This window comes from Sphingobacterium corticis (assembly GCF_042684745.1).
In the GTDB taxonomy this organism is placed as follows: domain Bacteria; phylum Bacteroidota; class Bacteroidia; order Sphingobacteriales; family Sphingobacteriaceae; genus Sphingobacterium; species Sphingobacterium corticis.
Genome location: NZ_JBHUMA010000006.1, coordinates 311,696 through 329,984, shown reverse-complemented (window position 1 = coordinate 329,984; position 18,289 = coordinate 311,696). Strand labels below are relative to the sequence as shown.

Here is an 18,289-nt window from a genome sequence, read left to right as displayed (position 1 = left end):
AATATTGGCTGTTTGGAATCGACGATTTACTTAGGAAGATGTTGTAAACGCATGTTTAGTGTCAACATGAAATATCTTCCTAACCGATTGTTTCTGGATTCAAAGATATCGTTCCCTACATATTCCGTAACAACACCTACGTTTTTATTTTGATCTAGCAAATCGAAACATTCGAGCCGGAGCAAAGCCATCTTGTTTTTCCAAAATGAATATTCTACGTACGCATTAATTATGCTCGGACTCACATCTGTGATATCCTGTGCATAACCGCGTAAAAACTTCTGAGACATCTCTGCTCCACACATGAAGCGGTCGTTAACATATCCTCTCCCACCCAAACTAAATAATACGGAATGCGCGGCCACACGCTGACGTCTCGGCACTTCAAAATTCGCTTGATTTAGGAAATAGTTTGTGTTAAACACAGATTCGAAATACTCGTCCCAATTATAGCGTAGTTGCAAATTTTGCGCAAATAAATACTGACGCGTCAAACTGCGTTGACTGTTCACAAAAACGATGTTATTGAAGTAATCCAAGTTGCCAGATACATCCATATTAAGACGATCTGTAAAAAGCGGACTGTTGAAGGTATAATAACTTTTCAATTCGTAATAACCATCTGTATTGGTAAATGTCGTTTCTTGAATGGTTTCTCCGGAGGTCGCAGTTTTAGAAGATACAATCTTATTGCTCGTGAAATTGTAAGCTAAATTCAATTCCAAATACTGGCTTTTATTGATAATCGATTTTCGAAACACCGTAGAAAGTCTATTAACAAATTCAGCTCGCAATAATGGATTTCCGATCACGATATGTCTGGAGTTGGTGTTATCTCGGATGGGTGCAATATGCAGAAAATTGGGCTGGCTATTCCGTCCATTATACGTTAATTGCCAATCCAATTCGTCGTTAAAACGATATCTGATTATTGCCGAAGGCACCAAATTGATGTTATGATAGCGATGCTGCAATGTATCGTTAGCTACCTGTCCAGTTAATCGCAATGGTTGCACAGCAAAACCTACGTTCGCTCTAAAGCGTTTGTTTGGTTCATACTGATACAACAATCCAGTCCGATTACTACTAAATGAGTAGTCATATCTTAATCCCAACGAATCTATTTGTATGGGATCTCGATCGCCGGGAACACGCACGCGCCGCGACATCTCGATATCGGTAAGATCGTATTCGTACGATATTTCCAGTAAGCTATGGTCGAAAAAAGGCTCGACATACGAAACGGCAGCCTTAACTGACCGAGTTCCATCATATTGGTTCACAATTTGATCTTGATTAAACCGACTGATCGATGGCGCTCCACCCGTAGTATCAAAAATAACATAGGATTCTGAAACATCTTCAAGCTTATCTAATCGATCATATCCCATTTTCACATCACCAACTAGTTTGCGTTTGGGATGTTCAAAGTTTTTTGAATACAGTGCATTTAATTGATAGCTAGGCCGCTCTATAGTTGATGAATCCTTATAAATACCATCGTTTCTTAGTCTGAAATTTCGCAAAAGAGTGCTACGCTGATTGTCCAGCACATATCGATTGAGACTTACAGTCGGTGTCACTTTCAAAATATCGTTATTTCGAAACTTGGAATTAATTTCGAAATTGATCTTATGTGTTTTATCTTCTGTTATCGACGTAAAATCGTCAGCTTTGGTAATCTGATAACCGCTATACGTCGATCGCAGCATGGAATTACCTGTTGTCTCATTGCTTCGTTTGCTGAACGCATAACTTCCTGATAAGCGCGTACGTTGCCCGATATCGTCGGAGAAATTTACACCAAACGAATTGATTTTATTCAAACCATCCGCCTGATCTGCATAATCTCCAATATCCGATAGATTAGGAGAACGTCCGCCCGCTCCATCTGGAGATCCAAAAGCAAATAAGCTGGTATTCGTATTATTGGTAGATGCTAAGATGGAAACCTCTCGCCCTCGATCGAATTTATTCAAACCAACACTTCCGAGATAACGTTCGTTTGTTCCTCCACCAGCCGTTGCCTGACCAAAAAATATTTCCTTACGATCATCGTGCAGAATGATATTGATAACCTTTTCGGGCTCTGTATTTTTAATTCCCTTTACTTCAGCCATGTCGCCATAATGGTCAATGACCTCGATCTGCTTGATATAATCCGCTGGTAGATTCCGAGTTGCCGTCAAAACATCGCCACCAAAAAATCTTCGTCCATCGACCTGTACGGAAGAAATTACCTTTCCGTTATAGAAGGTCGTACCATCCCGCAGCACATTGAAGCCGGGCAAGGAACTGCGTAAAACATCTTCTAAAAGCGAATGTTGTAAATATGTAAAACCCGACATCGTAAAAACGGTAGTATCTCCCTTTTGTAGAATAGGCTTATTACGCAAAATGTGTACTGGATCAATATTCGAGAAACCTGGAAGTAATTTTACGGTTGATAAAACAATGGTATTGCTTTCTTGATCAGCCACATTGATGTTAGCTAATTGACGTTCTCTGCCTAACATAAAATACGTCAGCCGTAAATCGGCACCTACGACGCCCTTGAACCGATAAACCCCTTGGGCATTGGTAATGGTGTAAAGTGTATCTTTTTCCGATTGTAAAAAAACATTAGCACCTTTCAAACCATTTTTTAACGAATCCGTAACCGTACCTGTAACTACTTTACCGCGCACCTGAGCATTTGCTTGATGCGTAAAAAGCACGGCAAGAAGCATTGAAAATATCCAGTAGTTTACTCGTCTAACAGGCACACGTAACGAATCAAATGGCGGTATCAAATTTTAGTTAAGCAACTCATCCCAAGTTAACATTATAACGTTATAACTTGAAATTATTGTACAAAAAAAGGGTTTAATATAAAATTAAACCCCTTATTCAACTAAGCTATGACGCTTAGTTTACATTATCCCTCATCAAATGTAACTTTTATTAGGTGTTTGTCGATTTCGAAACGACCTGTACCTTCTTCACCAATTACGTCGAACAATTCGATGATGCGACGAGCTACGTATTCTTCCTCGACTTGCTCAGCCAAGAACCACTGCACGAAATTGAAGGTTACATAATCTTTCGCTTTCATACAAACATCTGCAATGTTGTTGAATTGCTCTGTTACGAACATTTCTTGCTCCAATGTTTGTTCGAAAACACCGCGGAACGATTCGAAATCGTTTGGTACGTTCGTAATTTCTGGAGACAAAGCACGACCACCACGATCGCCAACGTATTTGAATAATTTCAACATGTGCTCACGCTCTTCGTTTGATTGGCGAGCAAAAAATGCTGCCGCATTATCAAAACCTTGATCATCACACCAGCTTGACATTGCTAGGTATAATGCCGAAGCGTGTGCTTCTACTTTAATTTGTGCGTTTAGTATGTTTTCAATCTCTTCTGCTAAAGAAGATTTCAATTTTAATAGATCTTTCATAATATCCTTATTTTATTTCGAACAAATATATAACCAAGTGCTGGCTCGTTTTGTTTGATACAAAGATACAATGAGGCGAAAGGATTTGGCTAAAAAATGTGCAATACGAATTCAGTCTAAATTACACAATAGAAACGTAAACTGTTTGGAATCAGTATAATTACAAATCGAATTAAGCTATCAAACAACCGCGGCGTAAGCAACGCTTAACTTCGCTATTCAGCTGAATCATAAACTTAGTTCCTGAAAGAATTTCACGAAGATTGAGGATGTCTGAAACAGTTAGAAGAAAGCATCTTTCCGTCCTAAATGGCATGATAATTTCAAAATCATTTGCTCTTGATGAATCCGAAAGCATCAATTCTATATCGACGGAGTCAATACGCTTTTTGAAAAGAAATAAATCGGATATTTTGAAAGCCGTCGTGCTACCTTGAAATTCTAACCAATAGCAGTTTTGGCGACTACATTGGTAAACCACACCGTGTTCGGTATCGAACACCTTCTCCACATTTGCTAACGGACAGACCATAATTCTTTTAACTGGAACAAATCTAAATACTATCTGGAACAAATCCAAATATATAAATAACTTTTTGTCCCAGTCGAGATCTTAAATAGAGAGATAGTCTATGTAACAAAAACCTTCTATATTTTTTGAGGTTTTAACAAACGCCCAATTTTGATTGGTAATACCTAAAACGCTAACCTGTTCTTCCTGATCTAACTCATCTAAAATCGGCTGATTGACACTCGGACCTAGCCTTATTGCTACTTTCTCTTCATCTGCGCTTCGAACCGTTGCCAACTTGAGATCTTCCACATCCTTCACCTTCAGATGCAACCGCAGATCTTCCGAAATATGATTGGGATCAATACGGTTGTAGAGATCCCACATTTTAAATAGTGCATCTGCCGATAGAGCTAGGCCAGAAACAAATAATGAATGGTCTTTTTCCTCTACAGCTAAGTTCTCCACCTTCAATGATTGAGCTAATGCGATCAGATCCGCGTACTTGTCAGTTAATGCCATCTTAAAATTGTAGGATTTAATCTTTATTAAAAACGTCCTTGACCTTGTCGCTTACACGGTGGTAAGACGTATCTAACGCATCACCGGTTCTTTTAGCTGCTTTTCCAGTTGCGTCCACCGCCTTATCGGCTGCGTTCCCAGTAGCTTTTGCTGCTCTCCCTACCGCATCGCGCGTTTTCTTCCATACATCGGATGCTTTATCTAAAGCCGATTGAGCTTCCTTCTCTGCTTTTCTATCACCGCGTTCTTTCGCTCGCGCTAAATCCTTCTTAGCTTCTTCCATTGCTGCTTCTGCTTTTTCAGCCTCCGCACGCAATTGAGCTTCCGTTTTATCTGCCCCATTTTCTACTCTGGCGATTGCAGAGTCCAAACGCTGCCCCGGAGTTGGCTCGTGTACTGTTGTCATATCCACCGTGTCGATTGATGAACCGGATGAATTAGCATCGTTGTTACCCTGATTACAGGAAACAAAAACAGCCGAACTTAATGCGGCTGCTAAAATTATAGACTTGCCCATCGAATTTATGTATTGGTTTACAAAATTTGATGGCAATATTTATACCAAAAACTAGTTGGAATAGATCGTACCTTTAGCTGCTTCTAATGTATTTTTCAATAAACCAACGATAGTCATCAATCCGACACCTCCGGGAACTGGTGTAATCCAAGAAGCTTTTTGAGAAACTGCGTCAAAATCTACATCTCCAAAAAGTTTAAATCCTGATTTCGTTTCATTAGAAAGTTCTCTGTTGATACCCACGTCAATAACGATAGCACCTTCTTTTACCATCTCTGCAGTCACAAAGTTTTTCTTACCAATAGCCGCAACCACAATGTCACCTTGCAAAACCTCTTCCTTCAAATTTTGCGTGCGGCTGTGTGTTACCGTTACCGTACAATTCCCAGGTTTGGTGTTCCGAGCTAACAAAATGCTCATTGGAGAACCTACAATATTACTACGCCCTACAATTACCGCTTTTTTTCCAGCCGTTTCTATATTATAATGATCCAACATGAGCATAATACCATAAGGTGTTGCAGGAATAAAACATGGCAAGTTGCGTTGCATACGGCCCAAGTTTATAGGATGGAAACCATCCACATCTTTGCGATAATCGATCGCTTCGGTGATTTTATCTGGATCAATATGCGGTGGTAATGGCAACTGTACAATTAATCCATCAATGCTGGCATCTAGATTAATTTCTTCAATCTTTTTGATCAACTCTTCCTCGGTAATCGTTGTATCATAACGCAGGTTCGTCGAATCAAAACCCACCATTTCACAATTGCGCATTTTACTAGCTACATAGGTTTCGCTACCACCATCGTTACCAACTAAAATAGCTACTAAATGGGGTTTGCGACCAGCAGTTTTCAAAAATTCTGCAGCTTCCAGTTTAATATCTTCTTTTATTTTGGCCGATACAATCTTGCCGTCTAGTATTTGCATAATATCTGTTTTTCGAGGTATAGAATATAGATTAATCCAGTTTCAAAACGGCCATGAACGCAGATTGTGGAATTTCCACATTACCTACCTGACGCATACGTTTTTTCCCTTTCTTTTGTTTTTCCAACAACTTACGCTTACGCGAAATATCACCACCATAACATTTTGCAGTTACGTCTTTACGCAAAGCAGAAATGGTTTCCCGAGCGATGATTTTTGCACCGATCGAAGCTTGAATACGAATTTCGAACTGCTGACGCGGAAGAAGTTCTTTCAACTTTTCACAAATTTTCTTTCCGAAATCGTAAGCATTACTGCGGTGAATCAAAGATGATAAAGCATCCACAGGCTCATCGTTCAATCGAATATCCAACTTCACTAAATCAGAAGCGCGATATCCAATCTGGTGATAATCAAACGATGCATAACCTTTAGATATTGTCTTCAATTTATCGTAAAAATCGAATACAATCTCGCCCATCGGCATCTCGAATACCAATTCCACACGATCAGAAGTCAAATACGACTGATTGATAATGGTTCCGCGTTTTTGAATACATAAGGACATCACCGGACCGACAAAATCGGATTTGGTAATGATGTTTGCTTTAATATAAGGTTCTTCGATAATATCCAACTTGCTCGGATCCGGCAAATCGGATGGATTATGAACCACAATTTCTTCTTTATCTTTTGTTAAATAAGCTTTGTAAGATACGTTGGGTACGGTTGTGATTACCGTCATGTTGAATTCACGTTCCAAACGTTCTTGGATAATCTCCATGTGAAGCATTCCCAAAAAACCACAACGAAATCCGAAGCCTAAAGCTGCCGATGATTCCGGCTCAAACACCAAAGAAGCATCATTTAGCTGCAAGCGGTGCATCGATTCGCGCAATTCTTCGTAATCTTCTGTATCTACCGGATAAATACCGGCGAAAACCATTGGTTTTACCTCTTCAAATCCTTGAATCGCTGAAGCGCACGGCCGATCTTTGTGCGTAATGGTGTCTCCTACCTTCACTTCACGTGCTTCCTTAATTCCGGAAATGATATAACCTACGTCACCGGTTTTGATGACATCTTTGGCAACCTGATTCAGCTTCAGCGTACCTATTTCGTCTGCAAAATATTCACGACCCGTTGCGACGAACTTCACTTTGTCGCCTTTACGAATTTCTCCGTTTTCTACTTTAAAATAGGCCATGATTCCTCGGAAGGAATTAAATACGGAGTCAAAAATCAACGCTTGTAGCTCTCCTTTCGGATCTCCCACCGGTGCAGGAATTCGATCGATAATAGCGTTCAAAATATCAGGAACACCCATACCTGTTTTTCCAGAAGCAGGAATGATGTCTTCGCGCTTACCGCCAATTAAATCAACAATTTGATCCTTCACTTCTTCCGGCATCGCGCCTGGCAAATCCATTTTATTCAGAATCGGAATGATTTCCAAATCATGCTCCAAAGCCAAATACAAGTTGGAAATGGTTTGCGCTTGAATCCCTTGCGATGCATCGACGATTAATAATGCACCTTCACAAGCTGCGATAGAACGCGAAACTTCGTACGAGAAATCGACGTGCCCCGGCGTATCGATCAGGTTTAGCGTATATTTTTGCCCGTCGCGAATGAAATCCATTTGGATTGCATGGCTTTTGATCGTGATTCCGCGTTCTCGTTCCAAATCCATGTTATCCAATAACTGCGCTTGCGCTTCACGCTGCGTAATGGTATTGGTAAACTCCAACAATCTATCCGCCAAAGTACTTTTACCATGGTCAATGTGCGCGATGATGCAAAAATTACGTATATGCTCCATAAAAGGTTCTACCGTCTCAAATATAATCGGCAAATATAGTTCATTTCAATGAGGTTTTCGTATTCTTGGCATAGTAATTAGGACAACAAGTTATCGAACTCATTTTAAATTATAGACATACCCATATATGAAGACCGCTTTAGCGAAACCAAGAACATACGTACCAGAAAACATGGTCATTTCCTGGGATAATTTGAAACCCCTATTCAAGGAACTTTTGGAGCGTGAAATAAAGAATATCAGCGCGCTTGAAAAGTGGATGAAAGATCGAAACGAGCTGGAAGCGGTACTTCAAGAAGACAAAGCTTGGCGATACATCCATATGACGTGTCACACAAACAATGAAGAATACGTTTCGTCCTTTCAATATTTCGCCACCGAGATTGATCCTAAAATAGCACCTATCAATAATGAATTGGACAAAAAGTTGATTGAACACGAGCTTACCAAACAGCTGGATGAGGAAACGTACTTTATCTATTTGCGGAAAGTGCGCAACGCGTTGACGCTTTTCCGTGAAGAAAATATTCCGCTGTTCACGGAAATTGAACTCAAACAACAAGCTTATCAAACGGCTATTGGGAATCTAATGGTTCACATAAACGGGAAGGAATATACTGTACAACAAGCCACGGCACGTCTGTTAGAGCCGGATAGATCGGTGCGGGAAACAGCTTGGCATGCGATAGCGTCAGCACGTTTGGAACAAAAGGATATTTTTGAACAAATTTTCAGTGAACTTTTACCGTTGCGCCATCAAGTAGCATTGAATGCTGGTTTTGACAACTTCCGTGATTATATGTTTGCTGCAATGGGACGATTTGACTATAACGTTTCGGACTGCGAAGCATTTCATCAGGCCGTCGCAGAACATGTCGTTCCAATCCTGAAAGAATGGACGAACGAGCGAAGGGCCGACTTGAATATCCGAAAGCTACAGCCTTGGGACATGCAGGTTAACCCAAAGGGCTTGCCTCCGTTGAAACCTTTCGAAAACGACAACCAACTTATAGATAGCACCGAAATGGCACTAAGCAATCTGAACCCGTATTTGGGACATTGCATCAGCACTATGAGGAAAAACAATCTTTTCGATGTGGGGAGTAGAAAAGGAAAAGCACCTGGTGGATACAATTATCCGCTTTATGAAAGCGGAGCGCCATTTATTTTCATGAACGCTACAGGAACGATGCGCGATGTAACGACGATGGTGCACGAAGCAGGGCATGCGGTGCATACCTTTTTGAGTTCGGATTTGATGTTAAATGAATTCAAGGATGTACCTTCCGAAGTAGCTGAATTAGCCTCTATGTCTATGGAATTGATTTCGATGGATCAATGGCATCATTTTCTAAGTGATCCGAAAGATTTAGCGCGAGCAAAAAAAGAACAATTGGAACAGGCGCTCGGCGCATTGCCTTGGATTGCTACCATCGACAAGTTTCAACATTGGCTTTATACAAATCCAATGCATAGTATCGAAGAAAGATCAGAAGCTTGGGTAGCAATTTTCCGTGAGTTTGGCAGTGGATTCGCTGATTGGTCAGATCATACAGAAGCTGAAAAATACATCTGGCACAAGCAAATTCACATCTATGAGGTTCCATTTTATTATATAGAATACGGATTTGCTCAATTGGGAGCCATTTCTGTTTGGAAAAACTTTAAAAAATCTCCAGATCGAGCACTTTCAGCCTATTTATCTGCACTTAAGCTTGGGTACACAAAGACAATTGGGGAAATATATAAAGCAGCAGGTATTTCATTTGATTTTTCGGCAGATTATGTAGCAGGTTTAGCTCAATTTACGAAAGAAGAAGCAAATAAATTTTAATTGGCATACCTATTGCTTTTCTAGCTTAATTTAGTTAATTTCAAGTTAGTTATCAAATCAAATAAATTATGAGAAAATGGTTGTGTGGATTGATCCTATTCGGGTCAGTTTTCGGTTCGGTGGCACAAACGATGAATGAGAATGAAGCGGAACACTCCCCGACCAGCTATGTATTAATTGGCATAGGCATATTAGTGGTAGTTATTATTATGCTTTACCGCCGACAGAAAAGAAAGTTTAATGATTAAATAAATGAGAAAACGGTCTTCAGTTGAAGACCGTTTTCTCGTAATAGACTTTTCCGGCTGCTTACTTTTGATCCGGCAAAAGAATAAATTTGAACAATTCCTGCTCCTTCAAATATTTATTTGCAACAGCTTTTACCGATTCGACATTTACCTTCTCCAAATCGCTTGGCAAACGTTTGATAGATGCTAGCTCCTCTTCGTTGTTCAACGTGCTATTGATAGAACGTAACCAAAAACCGTTTTCTCTCAGATTCACTTCATGTTGACGTTTTTGTTCGATGAAAAATTTATCCAAATCGCTTTGCGTAGGTCCGCTTTCTTTGATCTTACGGATTTCGTCTAAGGCAGAACTAATCAAACTTTGGTATTTATCGACGCTCGTTCCAAACCCAATATGTAAAGAATAACGTCCTGTTGGCTTCTTGCTATATTGGACACTTGCTCCCGTACCATAAACACCACTTTCCTCTTCGCGAAGACGTTCTAGCAACTTATTGGATAGCGCCGATTCTAAAGCTTGCATATTGAGGTTTTCTACCTCATCGAAATCATAATCGCCAAAAAAAGATAGGCGTACTTGCGCTTTTTGCTCCTGCCCTTTGTGTACGATTTTCTCAAAACCTTTTTTCGGTTCTAAAATTTTTAAATCTTTCGCAGCATTATCGCGATCTATCGTCGGCAAGGAAGCAACATACTGTTCCAGCAAGGGTTCGATCTCTTCATTAGTGAAAGAGCCCACTATAGTGAATGTAAAATCGGACGCATCGGCAAAGCGCTCTTTGTAAATTGCTAAAGCGCGATCTTTATCAATGGATTTAATACCTTCAGCTGTAGGCGGATTTCTGCGGATATTATCTCCGTACAAACTTTTTTGTACCGCTTCGCTGAATACGAAAGAAGGATTATTCTCTCTATTTTCCAATGAAGACAACGAACGGCTAATCGTACTTTGGAAAATATCATCTTCGATACGTGGTTCAGTAAAATACCCGTAAATCATTTCGAAAGCTGTTTTCAATCCTTCCTTATCCGAATTGCCGCTCAAACCTTGCGTTCGTTCGCTGATATACGGACTGATATTCGCTTTCTTATCCGATAGATATTTCTGCAGTTCTATGGTATTTAATTGTCCTAAGCCACTGCTATTGACCAAAGATGCTGCATTCGATGCGCTATAATAATCCGAATCGCTGTACAGAGAAGTCCCTCCCGGTCCAAATGCTTGAATGATGATCTCATCATTCTTAAAGTTGGTGGGTTTCAGTACTACCTTTACCCCATTACTCAATACTATCTGCTTTCCTTCAATATCTTGCAATTCTGTACGACCTGTGATAGAACCCTTTGCCGGTTCCGCGGCAAGCATCGGCAAATCAGAAACCTTATCTTCATAAGCGACAAGTTTTTCTTTGCTTACTTCCGCTAACCACGCTGTCACTTTTGTTTCATCCGGTAAGTTTGCTTTTTCCTTCTCCGGTGCCATAATCAATACATCGCGATTTTTGTCGACATAATACTCTTTGCCAATCGCCTCAACTTCGTTCAGGGTTAGCGTGCCAAGTAATTCCTTGGTAATCCGATAATGGTCTTCTGAACTCAAAACGGGACTTTCTTTAAGAAAATGTTCTAGATATGCCGACACGAATCCATCTGATTTCCGCTTGTCGCGTTCAGCGTAGCCACGTTCCAAGTCCTTCTGCATGGAAATAATCGTCCGCGAGAATTCAGTATCTGTAAAGCCAAACTCACGAACGCGCTCCAATTCTCGAACCACCGCCTTCATACTTTCGTCCAGCGCACCAGGCTTAGCTACAAAAAACGCGGAAAGATTATCTAATCCTCCAATGAATCCACTTATACCAATTCCAGCTTGCAAGAATGGTGGGTTCGCAGATTGAGACAATTCACCTAAACGGGCATTGAGCATGCCGTTGTACAGATCTTTCAATAAGCTACGGCGGTAATCACCCACGTTTTTTACCTTTTCTTCCGGATGTTTAATGAGAATTTGACCTACCGTGTATTGCATCTCCGGATCGGTTACCGCAATAAATTGATTTTTATTAAGCAGCTCAACAGCATATTTTTTGCGATCAACCGGATTCTTTTCCACACGCATATCGCTGAAAAGACGCTTGATTTCACTTTCAATCGCTTCCGGATCGATATCACCGACAACTATTAAACTTTGCAAATCTGGACGATACCATTTCTTGTGAAAATTGCGAATGACCTCCGGGTCGAACTTAGTAATTACCTCTTCCAAACCGATTGGCAAACGATTAGCATAGCGCGAACCATTTAATAAGACTGGAAAATATTGGTCACGCATCCGCTGTTGCGCTCCGCGCGAACCACGCAATTCTTCCATGATTACGCCACGTTCCTTATCAATTTCTTCGGTATCCAGCATAGCATCCTGCGCCCAATCGCGCATTACTTGCAAGCCATTTTTTAACAATTGAGGATCGTCGGACGCGATAGGCAATTGATAAACGGTTTCGTCGAAACTTGTATACGCATTCAAATCACTACCAAAACGAACACCCGCTTTTTGCAAATAATCCACTAATTCATTTTTTGGGAAATGCTTTAATCCATTGAAATTCATGTGCTCCAAAAAATGCGCTAACCCTTGCTCCTCATCCGTTTCTAGAATAGAACCGACTTTGACCGCTAAATACATGGTTACACGATTCTCTGGCTCAGTATTTTTTCTGATGTAATATTGAAAACCGTTTTCCAGCTTACCCAGCTTTACACCTTGATCAAAAGGTAAAGGCATTTTCCAAGACGTGGTATCTTGCGTTAAGATCGTTTTCGCTTGGGGAGTAAGTCCGGTTACGGATTGTTTGGTATGCTCTGCTTGAACTCCAAGTGTTGGCAGTAGAAAGGCCAATACTAAAGGTTTGAAAATTGTCATGTCAGTTTGGTATGGAATTCGTTAATCACTGCAAATTATCAAAAAAACAATAAAGTTGCAATAAAAGAAAATGGGATATCCATTTTTGAACATCCCATTTTTAACCTTATAAAGAAATTTTACCGCTAGCTAAATCCAGTTAGCAAAATAATTTGGCAGCTTGCTTTTCTGCAACAATTTTTCTCAAAGATGTAGCTGAAAATCTATGCGATCGAGGTATAAATTTCATTTCAATATCTAATTCTGTACAAACTGTCTTTCCGGGAAAAGTTTGTTCTTCGTATTCAGATCCCAAAAATCGAACATCCGCTCCTATAGTCTGTAATATATCTACAAGATCTTCGTCATTTTCGTAAGGGATTATTTCGTCTACATGTGGATTTCCTTCAAGCTGTATATAGCGCTCTACCAGCGACTGAACTGGCTTATTGGATCTATGCTGCTCCGTTTGTCCATTGGTACATAGCCCCACAATCAAATAATCGCAATCTCGTTTAGCTTGTGCTAAAAAAGTAATTTGTCCGGCGTGGAGCATATCAAATGCGCCAAAAGTAATTCCTATTCTCATCTTTATCCTTTACAATAATTACAATACCAACTTTTGTTTAGCGGGAGAAGAAATCATCAGAGGTTCTTTAATAGGAACAATCGTCGCTTCTTCATCACGTTGTTTCTCGAAGACCACTTGACGCAAAGCAGAGCTTGAAAAGCGATTTTCTCTTCTGTTAAAATACAATTCGATCCCTTTTTGCTCACAATATGCTCTACCTGTAAAATTCTTGTGAGCATATTCATCTCCTAAAATGCGTACATCTATTTTAAAGGATTGAAGAATATCCAGCAGATCCTGCTCGGTCGCGTACGGGATGACTTTGTCGACATGTTTACATCCTTTCAGTTGGATGTAGCGTTCAACTACAGTTTGAGTGGGTTTGTTCTTTTCAGCACGATCTAATGTCGGATCTGTTTGAAGACCGCATATTAAATAATCACATTGATCTTTAGCATCTTCAAGCATCTTGACGTGACCAGCATGCAGTAAGTCGAAAGCAGAGAATGTAATTCCAATTCGCATAATAAAACTAAGTTATAAATTCATGTATCAGTGTGTAATTCGTCGGTGTGAATCACCGTTGATGCTAGTTGCCAAACAAATCAATCATAAGTAATCGCGACCGTCGCAATTAGTAAACAATATGTAGGCCACAAAGTTTACTTGACATTATCAAGAAAAATGGAATCGACGGCCAAATTTCTGTCTACAAAAAGACAATTTAACGCCTTAAAAGGCTATCGAGCGGGATTGATTGCAAATGCAAGCTTATGGAGTTGTTAGAATTTAGCTATTGGCCCATTATCAATCAGGTATAAACCCACGTATTTAACGTATTACACGCATCCCATAACGCATTTACGCGACGATTATAGCCGATTTATTTGAGTAAAATATGCTAAAAATAAATATTCGATTTACGAACAATTGCAGGTAAACGCTGTTTTATATCCGACAAACCAAACCGATAAAGCGCGTGCGAAATTTGTCATTCAACCACTAATAAATAACACTACATGGAGACAAAAATACTCACGGGCTCGCCGTATCCACTGGGAGCAACTTACGATGGAAAGGGCGTAAACTTTTCAATTTATGCTGAAAACGCAGAAGGCATAGATTTATGCTTATTCAACAGCACGAATGATCCGACGGAATCCGTAAAAATTCGAATTAAAGAAAGAACCCATCAGGTATGGCATGCGTATGTACCGGATTTACACCCCGGACAACTGTATGGTTATCGCGTACACGGACCTTATGAGCCGCAGAATGGTCATCGTTTTAATCCCCATAAATTATTGATTGATCCTTATGCCAAAGCAATTGCAGGAACTTTGCAATGGGATGATTCTTTATTCGGATACGAAGTAGGGCACGAAGATCAAGATTTAAGTTTTAGTACAATCGATAGTGCGCCGCACATCCCGAAATGCGTCGTTGTGGACGAATCTTTTGATTGGGAAGGCGATAAAGCGTTGAAGATTCCTTTACATAAAAGCATCATTTACGAAACGCATGTAAAAGGTTTTACGCAACTTCATCCCGGGATTCCAGAAGATATTCGGGGCACTTATTTGGCGATGGCACATCCTGTGACCATCGATTATCTGAAGAATTTGGGAGTTACCGCTGTAGAGTTTATGCCGTTGCATCATTTCATCACCGATAGGCATTTGAAGGATCAAGATTTAACCAATTATTGGGGATACAACACCGTCGGTTTTTTCGCTCCTGATGTGCGCTATGCAGCCAAAGGTATGCAAGGTGAACAGGTACGCGAGTTTAAAGAAATGGTCAAAGCGTTGCACCAAGCCGGCATCGAGGTGATTTTGGATGTCGTTTATAACCATACGGGCGAAGGTAACCAAATGGGACCAACGCTTTCATTCCGAGGAATTGACAACGCGGGCTATTATCGACTGACAGAAGATGCGCGCTTCTATATGGATTATACGGGAACCGGTAATACGTTAAATGCGATGATGCCTAGCGTGCTTCGACTGATTATGGATAGTTTACGTTACTGGATTCAAGAAATGCATGTGGATGGTTTCCGATTCGACTTAGCTTCCACCTTAGCGCGTGAATTACACGAAGTGAATAAATTGAGTTCATTTTTTGATGTTATCCATCAGGATCCGATTATTTCTCAGGTAAAACTAATCGCCGAACCATGGGATATCGGCGAAGGTGGATATCAGGTAGGAAAATTCCCTCCGGGATGGGCAGAATGGAACGGCAAATACCGCGATTGTATGCGCGATTACTGGATTGGAGCAGAAAGTATGTTAGGGGAGTTTGCCGAACGATTTATGGGATCTTCGGATTTATATCAAGATGATTATCGCAAGCCTACAGCTAGTATAAATTTTATTACAGCGCATGATGGATTTACCTTGCATGACTTGGTTTCGTACAACGAGAAACACAACGATGCAAACGGCGAAAATAATCAAGACGGAGAAAGCCACAATCGCTCCTGGAATTGTGGCGCAGAAGGTCCGACGGATGATCAGAACATCATTGACCTACGTCGTAAACAAATGCGTAATATGTTAACTACCATGTTGCTTTCGCAGGGCGTTCCAATGATCGTAGCTGGAGATGAATTCGCGCGTACGCAACAAGGAAATAATAACGCATACTGCCAAGACAATGAAATTTCTTGGTTAGACTGGGAGAACATGGACGAGGGATTACAAAATTTCACCAAACAGTTGATTGAATTCCGCAAATCGCATCCATCTTTTTGTCGTCGCAAATGGTTTCAAGGAATGCCAATCAAAGGTATTGGACTAGAGGATATCGCTTGGTTTTTGCCAGACGGTAGCGAAATGTCGGACGAACATTGGCAAAATGATTTCGCTCGCTCATTGGCGGTCTTCCTAAATGGCAATGGTATTCGATCTTTGAATGATGAAGGAGAAAAAATTATAGACGATCATTTCTACATTTTATTCAATGCTCACTTCGAAACCATTCATTATAAAATCCCAGCTGCCTCTTACGGAAGTAGTTGGACTAAAGTCATCAATACGGAGTTTGAAACCATCGAAGAGCATGACACGTTTCAACCGGAGGAAGAAATTGCGGTTCAAGGCCGGTCAATTATCGTGTTGAAGGCTTCCAACACACACTAAAAAATTCAATTGTGAACACACCAAAGAGAAAGTACCTCGGCGCTAGATTGTCAAAAGATGGATTACATTCCACTGTTTGGGCACCGCAAGCAAAATCAGTGGTTTTGCAAACAATCGAATCAAACAAGCAATTGCCACTTGCGCCTTCGGATTACGGGTATTGGGAAGCCCACTCGACAGACATCAAAGCGGGCGAAAGGTACATGATTGTTTTGGATGGCAAAAGCTACCCCGACCCTGTTTCCTATTCACAACCGAACGGGGTGCATGAAGCATCGGAGTTGGTCGATCTTGATTTCGCCTGGAGCGATGAGCAATACGTATCGCCATCGTTAAAAGACTTTATCATTTACGAACTACATGTAGGTACCTTCTCTCATTCCTATGATTTTAACGGTGTTATCGCGAAATTTCCTTATCTCAAAAAACTCGGAGTTAACGCAATAGAAATCATGCCGTTGGGGCAGTTTCCTGGAGAAAGGAATTGGGGGTACGATGGTGTTTTTCCTTTCGCGGTGCAATCATCTTATGGCGGTCCGAAAGGATTTCAACAGCTGGTAGATGCAGCACATCAACATGGCATTGCAGTAATCGTAGATGTAGTTTACAACCATTTCGGACCCGAGGGAAATTATGCACAACAATTTGGACCTTATCTTACCGACAAATACGGTACACCTTGGGGATCTGCAGTGAATTTCGACGATGCTCATTGTAACGGCGTTCGAGATTTCGTGTTGGCCAATGTACGCATGTGGTTCGAAGATTATCATGTCGATGCGTTACGCATTGATGCTGCACATGCGTTAAAAGATTTAGGTAGTACTCACATCTTGCAGGAAATTCGAGAAGAAACGGACACCTGGATCAAACAACAAAACAAAAAGCATTATCTCATTATCGAGTGCGACCTAAACGATCGACGTTATTTGGATTCAACGGAAAAGCACGGCTTCGGCATGGATGCTCAATGGGTGGATGAATTTCATCACGCACTGCGTATAGCGGCTGGTGAAAAACCACAAGGTTATTACGCAGATTTTCACGGGGTGAAAGATTTGGCGAAATCCTTTCAAGACGCATACGTGTATACCGGGCAGTATTCCAAACATCGTGAAAAGTTTTTCGGTAGCGACAGCACTGATCTATCCGGTAAGCACTTCGTGGTATTTTCTCAAAACCATGATCAGACGGGGAATCGTATGCTGGGTGAACGGAGCAGCATGTTATTTAGTGAAGATATGCAACGCTTGATGGCGCTCGCGGTAATGGCATCACCATTCGTTCCGATGCTTTTTATGGGCGAAGAATGGGCAGCTTCTACCCCATTTCAATATTTTATCGATCACAGCGATGAGGAGTTGATTGATGCAGTTCGCCGCGGTAGAAAGGAAGAATTTAAGTCATTTCAGAGTGACGAAGAAGCGCCGGATCCACAAGCTGTAGATACTTTCGCAGATTGTGTTTTGAAATGGGAAGAGCAAAAGGAAACAAAGCACGAAAACATGCTTAATTACTACGAATCGCTCATTGCCTTCCGGAAATCCAATAGCATTTTGCGCCAAGTAGATCGATCCGCTCTGCGTGTTGAGCACGATGAGCAAAAGAAACTCATTATCCTATATTATAGCTTTGAAGAAGTTACAATGATTGGCGTTATGAACTTTTCAAAACATTCGCAAAATATTGATTTGTATAGTGAGCATAGTTGGGAAAAGATTTGGGAAACCTGCTCACCAACTTGGGGTGGCAGCACACTCCTACCCGATTTATTTACCAAAACGCTGAAACTTCCAGCGGAATCTGGAGCATTTTACCAACAGTTACAATAGTTA

At 40.8% G+C, this 18,289-nt stretch carries 14 protein-coding genes; 4 read left to right on the top strand and 10 right to left on the bottom strand.

Features of this window, described 5'->3' with window-relative positions:
- Nucleotides 1-26: 26 nt before the first annotated feature.
- The 7 genes from ACFSQ3_RS07500 to lepA form a co-directional block, all read right to left on the bottom strand.
- Nucleotides 27-2,765, bottom strand: coding sequence for a TonB-dependent receptor (locus tag ACFSQ3_RS07500; RefSeq protein ID WP_380868919.1), 2,739 nt, complete (start codon nt 2,763-2,765; stop codon nt 27-29).
- A 152-nt stretch (nt 2,766-2,917) separates the two neighbouring features.
- Complete coding sequence (locus tag ACFSQ3_RS07495; RefSeq protein ID WP_380868918.1) at nt 2,918-3,445, bottom strand: ferritin; 528 nt, start codon at nt 3,443-3,445, stop codon at nt 2,918-2,920.
- Between the two features lie 172 nt (nt 3,446-3,617).
- Nucleotides 3,618-3,977, bottom strand: coding sequence for a hypothetical protein (locus ACFSQ3_RS07490; protein ID WP_380868917.1), 360 nt, complete (start codon nt 3,975-3,977; stop codon nt 3,618-3,620).
- 81 nt (nt 3,978-4,058) lie between these two features.
- A complete protein-coding gene (locus ACFSQ3_RS07485) occupies nt 4,059-4,478 on the bottom strand; it encodes an SH3 domain-containing protein (protein ID WP_380868916.1) in 420 nt (139 codons plus the stop codon).
- A gap of 16 nt (nt 4,479-4,494) precedes the next feature.
- Nucleotides 4,495-4,995 carry a hypothetical protein gene (locus ACFSQ3_RS07480; RefSeq protein ID WP_380868915.1) on the bottom strand — a complete coding sequence of 167 codons (501 nt, stop codon included), beginning with the start codon at nt 4,993-4,995 and terminating at the stop codon, nt 4,495-4,497.
- A 51-nt stretch (nt 4,996-5,046) separates the two neighbouring features.
- The gene (locus tag ACFSQ3_RS07475) at nt 5,047-5,931 is read right to left on the bottom strand and encodes a bifunctional 5,10-methylenetetrahydrofolate dehydrogenase/5,10-methenyltetrahydrofolate cyclohydrolase (RefSeq protein ID WP_380868914.1); all 885 of its coding nucleotides are present in this window, start codon (nt 5,929-5,931) and stop codon (nt 5,047-5,049) included.
- A 31-nt stretch (nt 5,932-5,962) separates the two neighbouring features.
- Complete coding sequence (gene lepA, locus ACFSQ3_RS07470) at nt 5,963-7,753, bottom strand: translation elongation factor 4 (RefSeq protein WP_380868913.1); 1,791 nt, start codon at nt 7,751-7,753, stop codon at nt 5,963-5,965.
- A 127-nt stretch (nt 7,754-7,880) separates the two neighbouring features.
- Between lepA and ACFSQ3_RS07465 the strand changes: the two genes are divergently transcribed.
- Together ACFSQ3_RS07465 and ACFSQ3_RS07460 are read left to right on the top strand one after the other, a co-directional pair.
- Nucleotides 7,881-9,587, top strand: a complete 1,707-nt coding sequence (locus tag ACFSQ3_RS07465; RefSeq protein ID WP_380868912.1) for a M3 family oligoendopeptidase — start codon at nt 7,881-7,883, stop codon at nt 9,585-9,587.
- 68 nt (nt 9,588-9,655) lie between these two features.
- On the top strand, nt 9,656-9,835 hold the full coding sequence (locus ACFSQ3_RS07460; RefSeq protein WP_380868911.1) for a hypothetical protein: 180 nt from the start codon (nt 9,656-9,658) through the stop codon (nt 9,833-9,835).
- Nucleotides 9,836-9,896: 61 nt separating this feature from the next.
- Here the strand turns inward: ACFSQ3_RS07460 and ACFSQ3_RS07455 are convergent, their stop codons facing one another.
- From ACFSQ3_RS07455 to ACFSQ3_RS07445, 3 genes are all read right to left on the bottom strand, one after another.
- Nucleotides 9,897-12,758, bottom strand: coding sequence for a M16 family metallopeptidase (locus ACFSQ3_RS07455; protein WP_380868910.1), 2,862 nt, complete (start codon nt 12,756-12,758; stop codon nt 9,897-9,899).
- A 139-nt stretch (nt 12,759-12,897) separates the two neighbouring features.
- On the bottom strand, nt 12,898-13,326 hold the full coding sequence (locus ACFSQ3_RS07450; RefSeq protein ID WP_380868909.1) for an adenylyltransferase/cytidyltransferase family protein: 429 nt from the start codon (nt 13,324-13,326) through the stop codon (nt 12,898-12,900).
- A gap of 18 nt (nt 13,327-13,344) precedes the next feature.
- Complete coding sequence (locus ACFSQ3_RS07445) at nt 13,345-13,833, bottom strand: adenylyltransferase/cytidyltransferase family protein (protein WP_380868908.1); 489 nt, start codon at nt 13,831-13,833, stop codon at nt 13,345-13,347.
- A gap of 494 nt (nt 13,834-14,327) precedes the next feature.
- Between ACFSQ3_RS07445 and glgX the strand changes: the two genes are divergently transcribed.
- Nucleotides 14,328-16,454, top strand: a complete 2,127-nt coding sequence (glgX, locus tag ACFSQ3_RS07440; RefSeq protein WP_380868907.1) for a glycogen debranching protein GlgX — start codon at nt 14,328-14,330, stop codon at nt 16,452-16,454.
- An 11-nt stretch (nt 16,455-16,465) separates the two neighbouring features.
- Nucleotides 16,466-18,286 (top strand): malto-oligosyltrehalose trehalohydrolase, encoded by a 1,821-nt coding sequence (gene treZ, locus ACFSQ3_RS07435; RefSeq protein WP_380868906.1) that lies wholly within the window; start codon nt 16,466-16,468, stop codon nt 18,284-18,286.
- The last annotated feature ends 3 nt before the right edge of the window (nt 18,287-18,289 follow it).

Excerpts from the sequence above, each read along its gene's own strand:
- ACFSQ3_RS07495 (WP_380868918.1), bottom strand. The coding sequence starts at position 3,445 with ATGAAAGATCTATTAAAATTGAAATCTTCTTTAGCAGAAGAGATTGAA.
- ACFSQ3_RS07490 (WP_380868917.1), bottom strand. The coding sequence starts at position 3,977 with ATGGTCTGTCCGTTAGCAAATGTGGAGAAGGTGTTCGATACCGAACAC.
- ACFSQ3_RS07485 (WP_380868916.1), bottom strand. The coding sequence starts at position 4,478 with ATGGCATTAACTGACAAGTACGCGGATCTGATCGCATTAGCTCAATCA.
- ACFSQ3_RS07480 (WP_380868915.1), bottom strand. The coding sequence starts at position 4,995 with ATGGGCAAGTCTATAATTTTAGCAGCCGCATTAAGTTCGGCTGTTTTT.
- ACFSQ3_RS07475 (WP_380868914.1), bottom strand. The coding sequence starts at position 5,931 with ATGCAAATACTAGACGGCAAGATTGTATCGGCCAAAATAAAAGAAGAT.
- lepA (WP_380868913.1), bottom strand. The coding sequence starts at position 7,753 with ATGGAGCATATACGTAATTTTTGCATCATCGCGCACATTGACCATGGT.
- ACFSQ3_RS07465 (WP_380868912.1), top strand. The coding sequence starts at position 7,881 with ATGAAGACCGCTTTAGCGAAACCAAGAACATACGTACCAGAAAACATG.
- ACFSQ3_RS07460 (WP_380868911.1), top strand. The coding sequence starts at position 9,656 with ATGAGAAAATGGTTGTGTGGATTGATCCTATTCGGGTCAGTTTTCGGT.
- ACFSQ3_RS07455 (WP_380868910.1), bottom strand. The coding sequence starts at position 12,758 with ATGACAATTTTCAAACCTTTAGTATTGGCCTTTCTACTGCCAACACTT.
- ACFSQ3_RS07450 (WP_380868909.1), bottom strand. The coding sequence starts at position 13,326 with ATGAGAATAGGAATTACTTTTGGCGCATTTGATATGCTCCACGCCGGA.
- ACFSQ3_RS07445 (WP_380868908.1), bottom strand. The coding sequence starts at position 13,833 with ATGCGAATTGGAATTACATTCTCTGCTTTCGACTTACTGCATGCTGGT.
- glgX (WP_380868907.1), top strand. The coding sequence starts at position 14,328 with ATGGAGACAAAAATACTCACGGGCTCGCCGTATCCACTGGGAGCAACT.